General features: G+C 69.6%; 14 protein-coding genes. All 14 read right to left on the bottom strand.

Annotated elements, in window-relative coordinates; genetic code table 11:
* Positions 1-5: 5 nt before the first annotated feature.
* The 14 genes from nuoK to ACWEFB_RS11470 all read right to left on the bottom strand — a co-directional run bounded on the left by nuoK (position 6) and on the right by ACWEFB_RS11470 (position 13,792).
* Entirely contained in the window at positions 6-305 is a 300-nt protein-coding gene (nuoK, locus tag ACWEFB_RS11535; protein ID WP_326561439.1) for an NADH-quinone oxidoreductase subunit NuoK, read from the bottom strand.
* Entirely contained in the window at positions 302-1,072 is a 771-nt protein-coding gene (locus tag ACWEFB_RS11530) for an NADH-quinone oxidoreductase subunit J (protein ID WP_452284628.1), read from the bottom strand. The genes nuoK and ACWEFB_RS11530 overlap by 4 nt, the downstream gene beginning before the upstream one ends.
* A complete protein-coding gene (gene nuoI / locus ACWEFB_RS11525) occupies positions 1,069-1,659 on the bottom strand; it encodes an NADH-quinone oxidoreductase subunit NuoI (RefSeq protein ID WP_326561441.1) in 591 nt (196 codons plus the stop codon). The genes ACWEFB_RS11530 and nuoI overlap by 4 nt, the downstream gene beginning before the upstream one ends.
* Before the next feature lies 1 nt (position 1,660).
* Complete coding sequence (gene nuoH / locus ACWEFB_RS11520) at positions 1,661-3,019, bottom strand: NADH-quinone oxidoreductase subunit NuoH (protein ID WP_452284626.1); 1,359 nt, start codon at positions 3,017-3,019, stop codon at positions 1,661-1,663.
* Positions 3,016-5,502 carry an NADH-quinone oxidoreductase subunit G gene (locus tag ACWEFB_RS11515; protein ID WP_452284624.1) on the bottom strand — a complete coding sequence of 829 codons (2,487 nt, stop codon included), beginning with the start codon at positions 5,500-5,502 and terminating at the stop codon, positions 3,016-3,018. The genes nuoH and ACWEFB_RS11515 overlap by 4 nt, the downstream gene beginning before the upstream one ends.
* Entirely contained in the window at positions 5,502-6,818 is a 1,317-nt protein-coding gene (nuoF, locus tag ACWEFB_RS11510) for an NADH-quinone oxidoreductase subunit NuoF (RefSeq protein ID WP_326561444.1), read from the bottom strand. Before nuoF ends, ACWEFB_RS11515 begins: the two co-directional genes overlap by 1 nt.
* On the bottom strand, positions 6,815-7,807 hold the full coding sequence (gene nuoE / locus ACWEFB_RS11505; RefSeq protein WP_452284622.1) for an NADH-quinone oxidoreductase subunit NuoE: 993 nt from the start codon (positions 7,805-7,807) through the stop codon (positions 6,815-6,817). Before nuoE ends, nuoF begins: the two co-directional genes overlap by 4 nt.
* A complete protein-coding gene (locus ACWEFB_RS11500) occupies positions 7,807-9,132 on the bottom strand; it encodes an NADH-quinone oxidoreductase subunit D (RefSeq protein WP_452284620.1) in 1,326 nt (441 codons plus the stop codon). Before ACWEFB_RS11500 ends, nuoE begins: the two co-directional genes overlap by 1 nt.
* Complete coding sequence (locus ACWEFB_RS11495; RefSeq protein ID WP_326561447.1) at positions 9,132-9,866, bottom strand: NADH-quinone oxidoreductase subunit C; 735 nt, start codon at positions 9,864-9,866, stop codon at positions 9,132-9,134. Before ACWEFB_RS11495 ends, ACWEFB_RS11500 begins: the two co-directional genes overlap by 1 nt.
* Positions 9,863-10,537, bottom strand: a complete 675-nt coding sequence (locus ACWEFB_RS11490; protein WP_326561448.1) for a NuoB/complex I 20 kDa subunit family protein — start codon at positions 10,535-10,537, stop codon at positions 9,863-9,865. The genes ACWEFB_RS11495 and ACWEFB_RS11490 overlap by 4 nt, the downstream gene beginning before the upstream one ends.
* A 13-nt stretch (positions 10,538-10,550) precedes the next feature.
* Positions 10,551-10,916, bottom strand: coding sequence for an NADH-quinone oxidoreductase subunit A (locus ACWEFB_RS11485; RefSeq protein WP_326561449.1), 366 nt, complete (start codon positions 10,914-10,916; stop codon positions 10,551-10,553).
* 93 nt (positions 10,917-11,009) lie between these two features.
* On the bottom strand, positions 11,010-12,287 hold the full coding sequence (locus ACWEFB_RS11480; protein ID WP_452284616.1) for a geranylgeranyl reductase family protein: 1,278 nt from the start codon (positions 12,285-12,287) through the stop codon (positions 11,010-11,012).
* Positions 12,288-12,435: 148 nt separating this feature from the next.
* The gene (locus tag ACWEFB_RS11475; protein ID WP_452284614.1) at positions 12,436-12,936 is read right to left on the bottom strand and encodes a hypothetical protein; all 501 of its coding nucleotides are present in this window, start codon (positions 12,934-12,936) and stop codon (positions 12,436-12,438) included.
* Positions 12,937-13,081: 145 nt separating this feature from the next.
* Positions 13,082-13,792, bottom strand: a complete 711-nt coding sequence (locus ACWEFB_RS11470) for a demethylmenaquinone methyltransferase (RefSeq protein ID WP_452285132.1) — start codon at positions 13,790-13,792, stop codon at positions 13,082-13,084.
* Positions 13,793-14,011 lie beyond the last annotated feature (219 nt).

Below are 14,011 nucleotides of genomic sequence, written 5' to 3'. Positions count from 1 at the left end.
CCCCTTTAGTACTTCAGCAGGTTGGCGTCGTCGACGCTCGCGGAGCGTCGAGTCCGGAAGATCGACATGATGATCGCGAGCCCGACGACAACCTCGGCCGCGGCGACCACCATCACGAAGAACGCCATGATCTGGCCGTTGAGGTCGCCGTTGATCCGGCTGAAGGTGACCAGCGCCAGGTTGGCGGCGTTCAGCATCAGCTCGACGCACATGAACAGCACGATCGCGTTGCGTCGGATCAGGACCCCGACCGCGCCGATGGTGAACAGCACCGTGGCGAGGACCAGGTAGTAGTCAGGACTCATTTCTCGGTCCCCTTCAGCGCGGTCTCCGACTCGGTCATCTCCCGCGTCGGAAGGATCTCGGGCACGCTGCGCTCGCTGAGCGTTCCGTCCGGCAGGCGGCCGGGGGTGGCGACCGAGCTCGAGGTGGCGAAGACACCGGGGCCCGCCTTCGGGCCGGGGTAGTTACCCGGTGCGAAGCGCGCCTTCATGGTCGCCACCTGGTCCATCCGCTCGCCCTTGCGCCGCTCGACGTGAGCCAGCACCATCGCCCCGACCGCCGCCGTGATCAGCAGCGCCGAGGTGATCTCGAAGGCGAAGACGTACTTGGTGAACAGCAGCGAGGCGATGCCCTGGACGTTGCCGTCGGCGTTCGCCTCCTCCAGCCCGACCGCCGTCGTGCCGTGTACGGCCCGGTAGACCCCGGTCCCCAGCAGCGCGGCGAAACCGAGGCCGAGGGCGATCGCGGCGACCCGCTGGCCGCGCAGCGTCTCGATCAGCGAGTCCGAGGCGTCCCGACCGACCAGCATCAGGACGAACAGGAACAGCATCATGATCGCGCCGGTGTAGACGATGATCTGCACCATGCCGATGAACGGACCGGCCTGGAGCACGTAGAACACGCCCAGGCAGAGCATGGTCAGGACCAGCCAGAGCGCCGAGTGGACGGCGTTGCGGGCCGCGACCATGCCGATCCCGCCGATCAGGGCGAGTGGGGCGAGGATCCAGAAGGTCACCGCCTCGCCGGTGGAGACGTCACCGGCCGCGGCGAGCACCGTCTGCGTCGTCATTTCGTGTCTCCAGTCGCGCCGGAGCCGTCCACCGTGCGGGTTTCCGACCAGGGCGCCCGTTCGGCGCCGGCCGACGTACCCGGATTGGTCAGCGCACCGACGTAGTAGTCCTTCTCGGTGTCCCCGAGCCGCATCGGGTGCGGCGGCTGCTCCATGCCGGGCAGCAGCGGAGCGAGCAGCTGTTCCTTGGTGAAGATCAGGTCCTGCCGGTTGTCCCGCGCCAACTCGTACTCGTTGCTCATCGTCAACGAGCGGGTCGGGCAGGCCTCGATGCAGAGCCCGCAGAAGATGCACCGGGCGTAGTTGATCTGGTACGTGCTGGCGAACCGCTCACCCGGCGAGAAGCGCTGCTCGTCGGTGTTGTCGCCGCCCTCGACGTAGATCGCGTCCGCCGGGCAGGCCCAGGCGCACAGCTCGCAGCCGATGCACTTCTCCAGCCCGTCCGGGTGCCGGTTGAGGATGTGCCGCCCGTGGTAGCGGGGAGCGGAGACCGGCGGCTTGAACGGGTAGTCGGTGGTGACCACCTTCTTGAACATGTGCGAGAAGGTGACCCCGAAACCCTTGAACGTGCCCGAGATCGCGCTCACGTCACACCTCCTTCTCGTCCGCGCCGGCAACAACGTTGGCCGGCTCCCGCTCGGCGACCGCGCGCTTGAGCCGCGGACTCGGCGGGACCTGCAGGTCCATGGGCGGCAGCGGGAAGCTGCCGGTGGGCCGGTTACGCACCTGCTGTTGCAGGGTCTCGGTCGGTTCCGGCTTGCGGCTCGGCCAGAAGAGCACGATCAGCAGCAGGACCAGCAGGACCACCCCGAAGATGATCCAGCGGTCGGTCGCGCCGCGACCGTCGACCGAGCGGATGCCGGCGAGCGCCAGGATCCAGACCAGGTTGATCGGGAGCAGCACCTTCCACCCGAACCGCATGAACTGGTCGTACCGGAGCCGGGGCAGCGTGCCGCGCAGCCAGACGAAGACGAAGACCAGCAGGATGACCTTGGTGAGGAACCAGAGCAGCGGCCACCAGCCGGAGTTGGCACCGTCCCAGAAGGTGATCGGCCAGGGTGCCCGCCACCCGCCCAGGAAGAGCGTCACGGTCACCGCCGACATGCTCACCATCGCGACGTACTCGGAGAGCATGAAGAGCGCGAACTTCAGCGAGCTGTACTCGGTCATGAAGCCGGCGACCAGCTCCGACTCCGCCTCGGGCAGGTCGAACGGCGCCCGGTTGGTCTCGCCCACCACCGCGATGAAGAAGATGATGAAGCTCGGGAAGAGCAGCAGCGCGTACCAGCTCGGGGCGGTGGGGTGCCAGCCGAAGATGTCCCAGCTCGCCGCCGAGTTGCCCGACTGGGCGGCGACGATACCGCTGGTCGACATGGTGCCGGCGCTCATGAAGACGGCGACGATGGAGAGCCCCAGCGCGATCTCGTACGAGATCATCTGGGCACTCGACCGCAGACCGCCGAGCAGCGGGTACGTCGAACCGGAGGCCCAGCCACCGAGCACGATGCCGTAGACGCCCATCGCGGAGCAGGCCAGGATCACCAGGACGGCCACCGGCACGTCGGTCACCTGCAGCGGCGTCCGCTCACCGAAGATGCTGACCATCGGTCCGAACGGGACCACCGACAGCACCGTCACCGCGCTGATCACCGAGATGGTCGGCGCGAAGAAGAAGACCACCTTGTCCGACGCCTTCGGGAGGATGTCCTCCTTGAAGGCCATCTTGAGACCGTCGGCGAGGGTCTGCAGCAGACCGAACGGGCCCACCTGGTTCGGACCCGGGCGGACCTGCATCCGACCGACGACCCGGCGCTCGAACCAGACCCCGAGCAGGGTGGCGAGCACCGCGAAGACGAAGGCGAGAACAACCTTGAGCAGCACCAGCCACCAGGTGTCCTGGCCGAAGTCGGCCAGGGTGGGGTCCTGGGCCAGATAGTCGAGCCTCACTGAGCACCTCTTCCACTGCCTGTGGACAGCCGGACGACCGCGCCGGAGGTGGCGCCGAGGCTGCGCCGGACCGTCGAGCCGGGCGAGTTGGTCGGCAGCCAGACCACACCGTCGGGCATGTCGGTGATCTCCAGCGGCAGGGTCAGCGCGCCCCGGTCGGTGCCGACCGTGACCGCGTCGCCGTCGGCCACCCCGAGCGCCTCGGCCGCCGCCTTGCCGAGCCGGACGACCGGCGGGCGGGCGGTGCCGCCCAACTGCTCGTCGCCCTCGGTCAGGGTGCCCAGGTCGATCAGGTGGTGCCAGGTGGCGAGCACCGCTTCGTCCGTACCGAGGGTGGCCGCCTCGGCCGGCCCGACCGCCGGGCTGGCCGGGCGTTCGGCCCGGGTCACCGGCAGTCCGCCCAGCTCACGGCGGATGCTGTTCACGTCGCCCGCGTTGAGGTTGACGCCGAGCTGCGCGGCGAGCGCGTCGAGCACCCGGGCGTCGGTCATCGCGGTGGTGTCGAGCACGGCCTCGAAGGTACGCAGCCGGCCTTCCCAGTCGAGGAAGCTGCCGGCCTTCTCGACCACCGGGGCGACCGGGAAGACCACGTCGGCGCGCCGGGTGACCGGTCCGCCCTTGATCTCCAGGCTGACCAGGAACTGGACCTTCTCCAGGGCTTCCTCGGCCAGCCGCGGGTCGGCCAGGTCGGCCGGGTCGACCCCGGCCACCACCAGGGCACCGATCTTGTCGGCGGCGACCGCGGCGATGATCTGGTCGGTGTCCCGACCGGTCTGGCTCGGGATGACCCCGGCGGCCACGTCCCAGGCGCCGGCCAGTTCGGCCCGCGCGCCGGGGTCGGCCACCGGGCGTCCGCCGGGCAGCAGGTTGGGCAGGCAGCCCGCGTCGACCGCACCCCGGTCGCCCGCTCGCCGCGGCACCCACGCCAGCTTGGCACCGGTACGCTCCGCGACCGCGGCGGCGGCGGAGAGCCCGCCCGGTACGGAGGCGAGCCGCTCGCCGACGAACAGGATCGCTCCCGGCTGGCTCAGCGCGTCGGCGACCGTGTCGTGCTCGGCCAGCACCTGCGCCTCCTCACCCGGTACGACCCGGGCAAGCTTGGCGCCGAGCTTCTCCAGCCCACGGGTGGCGAACGGGGCCAGCGCGTAGACCTTGAGGCCCTTCTTCTGGTACGCCTTGCGCAGCCGGAGGAAGAGGATCGGGCACTCCTCCTCGGGCTCCAGCCCGGCCAGGACCACCGTGGACGCCCGCTCGATGTCGGCGTACGTCACGTCGGTCACGCCGGCCACGTTGCTCGCCAGGAACTGGGTCTCCTCGGCGGCGACCGGGCGGGCCCGGAAGTCGATGTCGTTGGTGTTCAGGGCCACCCGGGCGAACTTCGAGTACGCGTACGCGTCCTCGACCGTGAGCCGGCCCCCGGTGAGCACCCCGACCCCGTACGCGCCGTCGCGGGCCAGGCGCAGTCCCTCGGCGGCGAAGGCGAACGCCTCGCTCCAGGATGCCTCGCGCAGCTCACCGGTCTTGGCGTCGCGGATCAGCGGGTGGGTGAGCCGCTCGGTGGCGGTGCTGTAGCGGAAGCCCCAGCGGCCCTTGTCGCAGTTCCACTCCTCGTTCACCGCGGGGTCGTCACCGGCGAGGCGGCGCTGGACCTTGCCCCGGCGGTGGTCGGTGCGCTGGGCGCAACCGGCGGAGCAGTGCTCGCACACGCTCGGGGTGGAGACCAGGTCGAACGGGCGGGCCCGGAACCGGTACTGGGCTCCGGTCAGCGCGCCGACCGGGCAGATCTGCACGGTGTTCCCGGAGAAGTACGAGTTGAACGGGACGTCGCCGACCCCGCCCGCGTCCCGGCCGCTGCCGTCGCCCTCGCCGCCGTAGACCTCGTCCCGGTAGACGTTGATCTGCTCGCCGGAGGAGCGGTCCATCAGGTCGATGAACTTGTCTCCGGCGATCTCCTCGGAGAACCGGGTGCAGCGCTGGCAGAGCACGCACCGCTCGCGGTCGAGCAGCACCTGGGAGGAGATGTTGATCGGCTTCTCGTATTCCCGCTTCGTCTCGTGGAAGCGGGTTTCGGGGCGGCCGGTCGACATCGCCTGGTTCTGCAGCGGGCACTCGCCGCCCTTGTCGCACATCGGGCAGTCGAGCGGGTGGTTGACCAGGAGCAGCTCCATGATCCCCTCCTGCGCCTTCTTGGCGACCGGAGAGGTGAGCTGGGTCTTGACCACCATGCCCTCGGCGACCGTCTGGGTGCACGAGGCAACCGGCTTGCGCTGGCCCTCCACGTCGACCAGACACTGCCGGCACGCCCCGGCGGGCGCGAGCAGCGGGTGGTCGCAGAACCGGGGGATCTCGATGCCGAGCTTCTCGGCGGCCCGGATGAGCAGCGTGCCCTTCGGCGCGGTCACCTCGATGCCGTCGATGGTCAGGGTCACGGTCTCGACCGGCGCGACGGCGCCGGCCGGGTTGACAGCCTTCAGGTCGGTCATTAGTGCGCCCCCACCAACTGCTTGTCCGACAGCTTCGGCGCGGTGCGCCCCTCGATGTAGTCGAGGTAGTCCTGCTTGAAGTACTGCAGGGACGAGGTCACCGGGCTGGTCGCGCCGTCGCCCAGACCGCAGAACGAGCGGCCGAGGATGTTGTCACAGGTGTCGAGCAGGGTGTCCAGGTCCTCCTGGGTGCCCTGTCCGGAGAGGATCCGGCGGTAGACCCGGACCATCCAGTAGTTGCCTTCCCGACACGGGGTGCACTTGCCGCACGACTCGTGGTGGTAAAACTCCAGCCACCGGTAGGTCGCGTAGACCGGGCAGTCCTGGTCGGAGAAGATCTGGGTGGCGGTGGTGCCGAGGATCGAACCGGCCGCCGCCACTCCCTCGAAGTCCAGCGGTACGTCGATGTGCTCGGCCGCGAGCAGCGGCGTCGACGAGCCACCCGGGGTCCAGAACCGGAGCTCGTGACCGGGGAGCATGCCGCCGGCCAGCTCGATCAGTTCCCGCAGGGTGATGCCGAGGCCGGCCTCGTACTGACCGGGGTTGACCACCCGGCCGGAGAGGGAGTAGATCATCGGGCCGGACGACTTCTCCGTACCCATGCTCTTCCACCAGTCGGCCCCGCCGAGCACGATGTACGGCACGCTGGCGATGGTGCCGACGTTGTTGACCACGGTAGGCGAGGCGTACAGGCCGTGCGTGGCCGGGAACGGCGGGCGCAGCCGGGGCTGGCCCCGGAAGCCCTCGAGCGAGTCGAGCAGTGCCGTTTCCTCGCCGCAGATGTACGCCCCGGCGCCGCTGTGCACCACGACTTCCAGGTCGAACCCGGAGCCGAGGATGTTGGTGCCGAGGTAACCGGCCCGCTTCGCCTCAGCGATCGCGTTGCGCAGCCGCCGGGCGGCGTGCACCGCCTCACCGCGGATGTAGATGTAGGCCCGGTTGGCCCGGATCGCGTACGACGCGATGATGACGCCCTCGATCAGCGAGTGCGGATCGTGCGTCATCAGGGGCAGGTCCTTGCAGGTGCCGGGCTCGCCCTCGTCCGCGTTCACCACCAGGTAGTGCGGCTTGCCGTCACCCTGCGGGATGAAGCCCCACTTGAGTCCGGTGGGGAAGCCGGCACCGCCACGCCCCCGCAGACCGGAGTCCTTGATGAGCTGGATGAGGTCGTCCGGGTGGGCGGCGATCGCCTTGCGCAGCGCGGCGTATCCGTCGAGCTTCTGGTAGACGTCGAGTTTCCAGGCGTCCGGCGAGAGCCAGCGCTTGGTCAGCACCGGAGTCAGCTTCGCCACCGTCTCCGGTCGAGGCGTACTCATGATTGAGCCTCCTTCAACGAACGCTGCTGCTGCTCGGCGTCGTCGCCCGCCGGCTTGCCATCGCTGGCCGGCTTGTTGGCGGCGGTGCCGGCATCGGCGGCGGCCTTGGCGTCCGCCGGTGCCGGCGGTTCGCCGTCGACCGGGGTGGCAACCCCCGGCGCGTCCGGTGCCGGCGTCTTCGCGTCCGGCGCGCGGGTCTCCGCGGTACGCAACTGCGGCGACTTCTGGTCCGGTGCCGGCAGGTCCGGCGCGGTGGTGCCGGTGGCGGCGGCCGGTCGGGTGGTGGCCGGGGCCGGTGCGGCGGCGGCCTTCGTGCTCTTGATCGGGGTGTTCGGATCGAAGCCCGGCACCGAGATCCCGTGCTGCTCGGCCAGGCGCAGCCCGCGCAGCGTCGCGTCGCCGGCCGGTCCGTCGGCCACCGCGCCCTCGCGCTCGTCGGCGAAGCCGGCGAGTTGCAGCGACATCTCCTTGAGCGTGCAGAGCCGGGCCCCACGGGTCGGCATCGGCCGGTTACCGGCGCGCAGCTCGTTGACCACGCCGACCGCGCTGTCCGGGTCGACCTTGTCGAAGAAGTCGTAGTTGACCGTCATCACCGGGCCGTAGTCGCACGCGGCCAGGCACTCGGCGTGTTCGAGGGTGATCGTGCCGTCGGTGGTGGTCTCGTCGTGCCCGACGCCGAGGTGCTCGGAGAGGGAGTCGTAGACCTGCTGCCCGCCGAGCACGTTGCACATCGTGTTGGTGCAGACGCTGACCAGGTAGTCACCGGTCGGCCGACGCTTGTACATGGTGTAGAAGGTCGCCACCGCGCCGACCTGCGCCTTGTTCAGGCCGAGGACCTCGGCACAGAACGACACACCGGCCGGGGATACGTACCCCTCCTCGGACTGCACCAGGTGCAGCAGCGGCAGCAGGGCCGAGCGGGACCGGTCGGCCGGGTAGCGGGCGACGATCTCCCGCGCCCGCCCGTACGTCTCTTCACTGAAGGCCACTAGCGATCACACCCACCCATCACCGGATCCAGAGAGGCACCGCCCGCGATCACGTCCGCGATCAGACCGCCCTCGGCCATTGCCGGGAGGGCCTGAAGGTTGACGAAGCTCGGCTCGCGGTAGTGCACCCGGTAGGGCCGGGTCCCGCCGTCCGAGACCGCGTGTACGCCCAGCTCGCCGCGAGGCGCCTCGATCGCGACGTAGACCTGGCCCGGCGGCACCCGGAAGCCCTCGGTGACGAGCTTGAAGTGGTGGATCAGCGACTCCATCGACTGACCCATGATCTTCGCTACGTGCTCGAGGGAGTTGCCCATGCCGTCGACGCCGATGGCGAGCTGCGCCGGCCAGGCGATCTTCTTGTCGGCCACCATGATCGGGCCGGGCCGGAGCCGGTCCAGCGCCTGCTCGACCAGCTTGAGCGACTCGCGGATCTCGCCGAGCCGGACCTGGTAACGACCCCACACGTCGGCGTCGGTCGAGGTCGGCACGTCGAACTCGTACGTCTCGTAGCCGCAGTACGGCATCGTCTTGCGCAGGTCCCACGGAAGTCCGGCCGAGCGCAGCACCGGACCGGTGACGCCGAGCGCGACACAACCGGTGACGTCGAGGACGGCCACGTTCTTGGTCCGCTCGACCCAGATCGGCTGCCCGGAGAGCAGGTCCTCGTACTCCTTGAGCCGCTTCGGCATCATGTCGAGGAACTCGCGGATCTTGACGATCGCCGCGTCCGGTACGTCCTGGGCGACACCGCCGGGGCGGACGTACGCCATGTTCATCCGCAGGCCGGTGATCATCTCGAAGATGTCGAGAATGTACTCACGCTCGCGGAAGCCGTACAGCATGATGGAGATGGCGCCGAGTTCCATGCCGGTGGTGGCCAGCCAGACCAGGTGCGACGCGACCCGGTTCAGCTCCATCATCAGCACCCGGATGGTGGTCGCCCGCTCGGTGATGTCGTCCGTGATGCCGAGCAGCTTCTCCACGGCCAGGCTGTACGCCGTCTCGTTGAAGATCGGGGCCAGGTAGTCCATCCGGGTCACGAACGTCGAGCCCTGCGTCCAGTTGCGGTACTCGATGCTCTTCTCGATGCCGGTGTGCAGGTAGCCGACGACGCTGCGGGCCTCGCGGACCGTCTCGCCCTCGAGTTCCAGCACCAGCCGGAGCACCCCGTGCGTGGACGGGTGCTGCGGACCCATGTTGACCACGATCCGCTCGTCGGCGATCGGGTCGTGTCCGGCCACCACGGTGTCCCAGTCGCCACCGGTGACGGTGAAGACCCGGCCCTCGGTGGTCTCGCGCTCAGCCGCGTATCCAGGAGTGGTCATTACTGGTAACTCCTCCGCTTGTCGGGCGGTGGGATCTCGGCGCCCTTGTACTCGACCGGCACGCCACCGAGCGGGTAGTCCTTGCGCTGGGGGTGTCCCTCCCAGTCGTCCGGCATCAGGATCCGGGTCAGGCCGGGGTGGCCGTCGAAGACGATGCCGAACATGTCGTACGCCTCGCGCTCCTGCCAGTCCGCGGTCGGGTAGACCGTCGTGACGCTCGGCAGGTGCGGGTCCTCGACGCTCACGGCGGCTTCCAGCCGGATCCGACGCCGGTAGGTCATCGAGGTCAGCTCGTAGATGACGTGCAGCCGGCGGTCGTCGGTGCCGAGGTAGTCGACGCCGGAGACCGAGGAGCAGAGCTCGAACCGGAGTGCCCGGTCGTCGCGCAGCACCTGGCAGACCTCGAAGATCCGCTCGGGTCGTACGTGCAGGGTCAGCTCACCCCGGTCGACCACGATCTTCTCGATCGCGTCGGCGAACGCGGGGTACGCCTCTTCGAGCGCGTCCCGTACCTCGTCGAAGTAGCCGCCGTACGGCCGGGGGCTGTCGATCAGGCCGACGTGCCGGCGGACCAGGCCGCCGAAGCCGGAGGTGTCACCGGAGCCGTGGATGCCGAACATGCCCTGCCCGGCCGGGCTGGCCGGGGGGTGTTCGGCGGGGGCCCCGCTGGTCGCGCCGACCGGGGGCGCGGCCACCGGTACGCCGTTGCCGGGCTTGTCACTGGGCGTGGTCACGGCTTGACACCCCCGGTGATGTGGTTCTGTGCGTTCATCCAGTTCTCGATCCGGAGCTGTTCCTCGCGGCCCTCGCGAACCGCCTGCGTCCACTCGGCCCGCCGGGCCTTGTCGGACCGGTACGACGACGGCATCGAGCCGTACGGCACCACCGGGACGTCACCGCGCGCCTGCCGGGCCTCGAGCATCTTGCGGCCGTTCGGACCGAGCGGCTCGTGCATGATCTTCTCGCGGAGCTTCAGGATCGCGTCGATCAGCATCTCCGGCCGGGGCGGGCAGCCGGGCAGGTACATGTCGACCGGGACGATGTGGTCGACGCCCTGCACGATCGCGTAGTTGTTGAACATGCCGCCGCTGCTGGCGCAGACACCCATCGACAGCACCCACCGGGGCTCGGCCATCTGGTCGTAGATCTGGCGCAGCACCGGGGCCATCTTCTGGCTGACCCGGCCGGCGACGATCATCAGGTCGGCCTGGCGCGGCGAGGCGCGGAAGACCTCCATGCCCCAGCGGCCCATGTCGTAGTGCGGGCCACCGGCCGCCATCATCTCGATGGCGCAGCAGGCGAGGCCGAAGGTGGCACCCCAGACCGACGACTTGCGGGACCAGTTGACCAGCTTCTCCACCGAGGTGAGCAGGACACCGGCGGGGAGCTTCTCTTCGATACCCATCTGACGTCCTCCCTCAGTCCCAGTCCAGGCCGCCGCGCCGCCAGACATAGGCGTACGCGACGAAGACCGCGACGATGAACAGCACCATCTCCACGAAGCCGAAGATGGGCAGCGAGTCGAACACGACCGCCCACGGGAAGAGGAAGATGATCTCGATATCGAAGATGATGAAGAGCATCGCGGTCAGGTAGAACTTGATCGGGAACCGACCACCGCCCGGAGGCTGTGGGCTCGGCTCGATGCCGCACTCGTACGCTTCGAGCTTGGCCTTGTTGTAACGCAGCGGACCGGCGAACCGCGCGGCGCCGACGGAGAACAGCGCGAACGCCGCGGCGAGGGCCATGAGCCCGATGATGGGTACGTAAGGCGAGAGCGACATCTCTTCTCCTGCTCGTCCTTCCCTGCCCTCGGTCATTAACAAAATTCACACTATTCACAGTCCTCCGGGCGCCTTCGCCCGGGGGGCCGCTGCTCACACCGCTGGTGCCACCTTGGTCATCGCGTTGATCACCCGGTCCATCGCGTCCCCGCCGCGCGGGTCGGTCAGGTTGGCCAGCAGTTTCAGGACGAACCGCATCAGGGTCGGGTGCGGCATGCCGTGTTTGGTGGCGATCCGCATGATCTGCGGATTGCCGATGAGCTTCACGAAAATCCCGCCGAGCCGGTAGTAACCGCCGTAGCGGGCCTTCAACTCAGCCGGGTAACCGGCCAGCGCCCGCTCCCGGTCGGGTCCCTCGGCGCGGGCCAGCGCCTGGACGATGACCTCGGCGGCGAGTTCGCCGGACTCCATCGCGTACGCGATGCCCTCGCCGTTGAACGGGTTGACCATGCCACCGGAGTCGCCGACCAGCAGCACCCCGCGGGTGTAGTGCGGCACCCGGTTGAAGCCCATCGGGAGGGCGGCCCCGAGGATCGGGCCCTCCGCGTTGGTCTCGTCGGTCATGCCCCACTCGGGCGGGGTGTTCGCCAACCAGTCCGTGAGCATCCGGCGGTAGTTGGTCTTGCCGAACGCGGACGACGAGTTCAGTACGCCGAGACCGACGTTGACCCGACCGTCGCCCATGCCGAAGATCCAGCCGTAGCCGGGAAGCAGGTTGTCGCCGGAGTCCCGGCTGCGCAGTTCGAGCCACGACTCGAGGTAGTTGTCGTCGTGTTTGGCCGGTGACTTGTAGTAGCGGCGTACCGCCACCCCGATCGGCCGGTCCTCGCGCTTGGCCAGGCCCATGGCGAGCGGCAGTCGACCGGAGACACCGTCACCGGCCACGACCAGGGGCGCGTGGAAGGTCACCGGTTCCTTGCCCGGTCCCGCCTCGCCGGTGACCCCGATCGCCCGGCCGGTCCCGTCCAGGACCGGACCGGTGACGTTGACGCCCGTACGCAGCTCGGCTCCGGCACCGACCGCCTGCTTGGCGAGGAGGTCGTCGAAGTCCAGCCGGGTACGGACCAGGCCGTAGTTGGGGAAGCTGGCCAGGTCGGGCCAGTCGAGCTCCAGCCGCATCCCGCCGCCGATCACCCGCAGGCCGCGGTTGTGCAACCAGCCGGCCTCCGCGGAGGTGTCGACGCCGAGCCGGATGAGCTGCTTGACCGCGCGCGGGGTGAGGCCGTCGCCGCACACCTTCTCGCGCGGGAACTCGGTCTTCTCCAGTAGCAGGACCCGTAGTCCGTGCCGCGCCAGGTGGTAGGCGGTGGTGGAACCACCCGGTCCGGCGCCGACGACGATGACGTCCGCGTCGTACTCGACCGTGGCCATCAGCGCCTCCTTCCCGAGGTGCTCGTGAAATGCTTCACAAGCTGGTTCGGGAGGAGTCTAAGACCGCGTTAAGGGTGCCAGCGGGTTAGGTGAACCTAACTTCCCGAGGTGGGCGCGGTGAGCCTCCCGGGCGAGCGGACCGGTCGGATCAGCCCGATCCGGTGGGACGCTCCTCGGACCCGGCAGCCTCCAGATCGGACAGTGTCACCGGCGGCTCGTCCTGCCCGGTCAACCTGTTGGCCGGTGGCCCGTCCGGGTCCGCCGACGAAGTCGACTCCGCGTCCTCGGCGCCCGCCGGTAGATCGACCGGGGCGTTCTCGTACCTGTCGGGAACATCGACCGGCGGCTCCGCCCGCCCCGCGAGTTCGCCGTCACCCCCGGCCCGACCGGGGGCCGAACCCGCCGGCCCGTCGTATCCGGTCGCGCCGGGCAGACCGTTCGGCAACTGCTCACGCAACGCGCCGCCGGCCGCCCGGTCGAGCGCGGAGAGCACCTCGGCGACCACCTGCCGTACTCCGGCCGGGTCGGCGTCGGCAGCCAACTGCCGGATCTGTGCGATCAGTTCGGCCGCGTCCGTGTCGGCCGGCGCGCCGTGCTCCGCCGCTACCGACCAGTCGTCGCCGTCCGGCTGCCGCTGTGCCCCCGCCATTTGCGCAGCGTACTGCCCGAGAGAGCACGAAAAGGACGAAACGCGAAATGTTGCTCATCCGGGCGTGGCCGGGCCGTATCTATCCGACCCGCGCTACTACCGGACGGCGCGGTGCGGCGCCACTCCAGGACCGATCCGACCCGCGCTACTCGCGGACGGCGCGGTGCAGCGCCACGATGCCGCCGGTCAGGTTGCGCCAGCCCACCCGACCCCAGCCCGAGGCGGCGATCCGCGCGGCCAGCCCGGCCTGGTCCGGCCAGGCCCGGATCGACTCCGCCAGGTAGACGTAGGCGTCCGGGTTGCTCGACACCGTCCGCGCCACCGCCGGCAGGGACCGCATCAGGTACGACAGATAGACGGTACGGAAGACCGGGTTGGTCGGCGTACTGAACTCACAGACCACGAGCCGCCCACCCGGACGGGTCACCCGGGCCATCTCGCGCAGCGCCGCCTCGGTGTCGACCACGTTGCGCAGCGCCAGCGAGATCGTCACCGCGTCGAAGGAACGGTCCGGGAACGGCAGCCGCAGCGCGTCACCAGCCAGCAGCGGCACGTCCGGACGGGTCCGCCGCCCGGCCTGCAACATCCCGATCGAGAGGTCGAGCCCCACCGCGTACGCGCCCGAGTGCGCCAGTTCCTCGGTCGAGACCCCGGTGCCGGCGCCCACGTCGAGCACCCGCTCGCCGGGACGCAACCCGAGGGCGGCGCGGGTGGCGCGGCGCCAGCCCCGGTCCTGCCCGAAGGAGACGATCGTGTTGGTCAGGTCATACCGGGACGCCACGCCGTCGAACATCGCCGCCACCTCATGCGGCTGCTTGTCCAGGCTCGCGCGCTGTCCGTGCGGGGTACGGGTCACGCCGTACAACTCTGCCACCTCACCCTCCCCCACCCTCCTCCCCCCACCCCACCCCGCGCCCCTCCCGGGGCACCGGACGCGCCTCTTGTAGAGAAAGAGTGGCTATCCGCGACGGAATAGCCACCCCGTGCTCAGTCGGTGGAAGCAATCGGGCTGGTTAGTAGCTCGGCGAAGATTTCCTTGGGTTTCTTGTAGCCGAGGATGCGGCGGGGTCGGTTG

This window comes from Micromonospora sp. NPDC004704 (assembly GCF_053601675.1).
Note: the sequence above shows the minus strand (reverse complement) of the source record. Positions and strands in the feature narration are given on the sequence as shown.

Coding starts and splice junctions, on each gene's coding strand:
- ACWEFB_RS11515 (WP_452284624.1), bottom strand. CDS start 5,502: ATGACCGACCTGAAGGCTGTCAACCCGGCCGGCGCCGTCGCGCCGGTC.
- ACWEFB_RS11530 (WP_452284628.1), bottom strand. CDS start 1,072: ATGACGACGCAGACGGTGCTCGCCGCGGCCGGTGACGTCTCCACCGGC.
- nuoK (WP_326561439.1), bottom strand. CDS start 305: ATGAGTCCTGACTACTACCTGGTCCTCGCCACGGTGCTGTTCACCATC.
- ACWEFB_RS11500 (WP_452284620.1), bottom strand. CDS start 9,132: ATGACCACTCCTGGATACGCGGCTGAGCGCGAGACCACCGAGGGCCGG.
- ACWEFB_RS11480 (WP_452284616.1), bottom strand. CDS start 12,287: ATGGCCACGGTCGAGTACGACGCGGACGTCATCGTCGTCGGCGCCGGA.
- ACWEFB_RS11475 (WP_452284614.1), bottom strand. CDS start 12,936: ATGGCGGGGGCACAGCGGCAGCCGGACGGCGACGACTGGTCGGTAGCG.
- ACWEFB_RS11490 (WP_326561448.1), bottom strand. CDS start 10,537: ATGGGTATCGAAGAGAAGCTCCCCGCCGGTGTCCTGCTCACCTCGGTG.
- ACWEFB_RS11485 (WP_326561449.1), bottom strand. CDS start 10,916: ATGTCGCTCTCGCCTTACGTACCCATCATCGGGCTCATGGCCCTCGCC.
- nuoF (WP_326561444.1), bottom strand. CDS start 6,818: ATGAGTACGCCTCGACCGGAGACGGTGGCGAAGCTGACTCCGGTGCTG.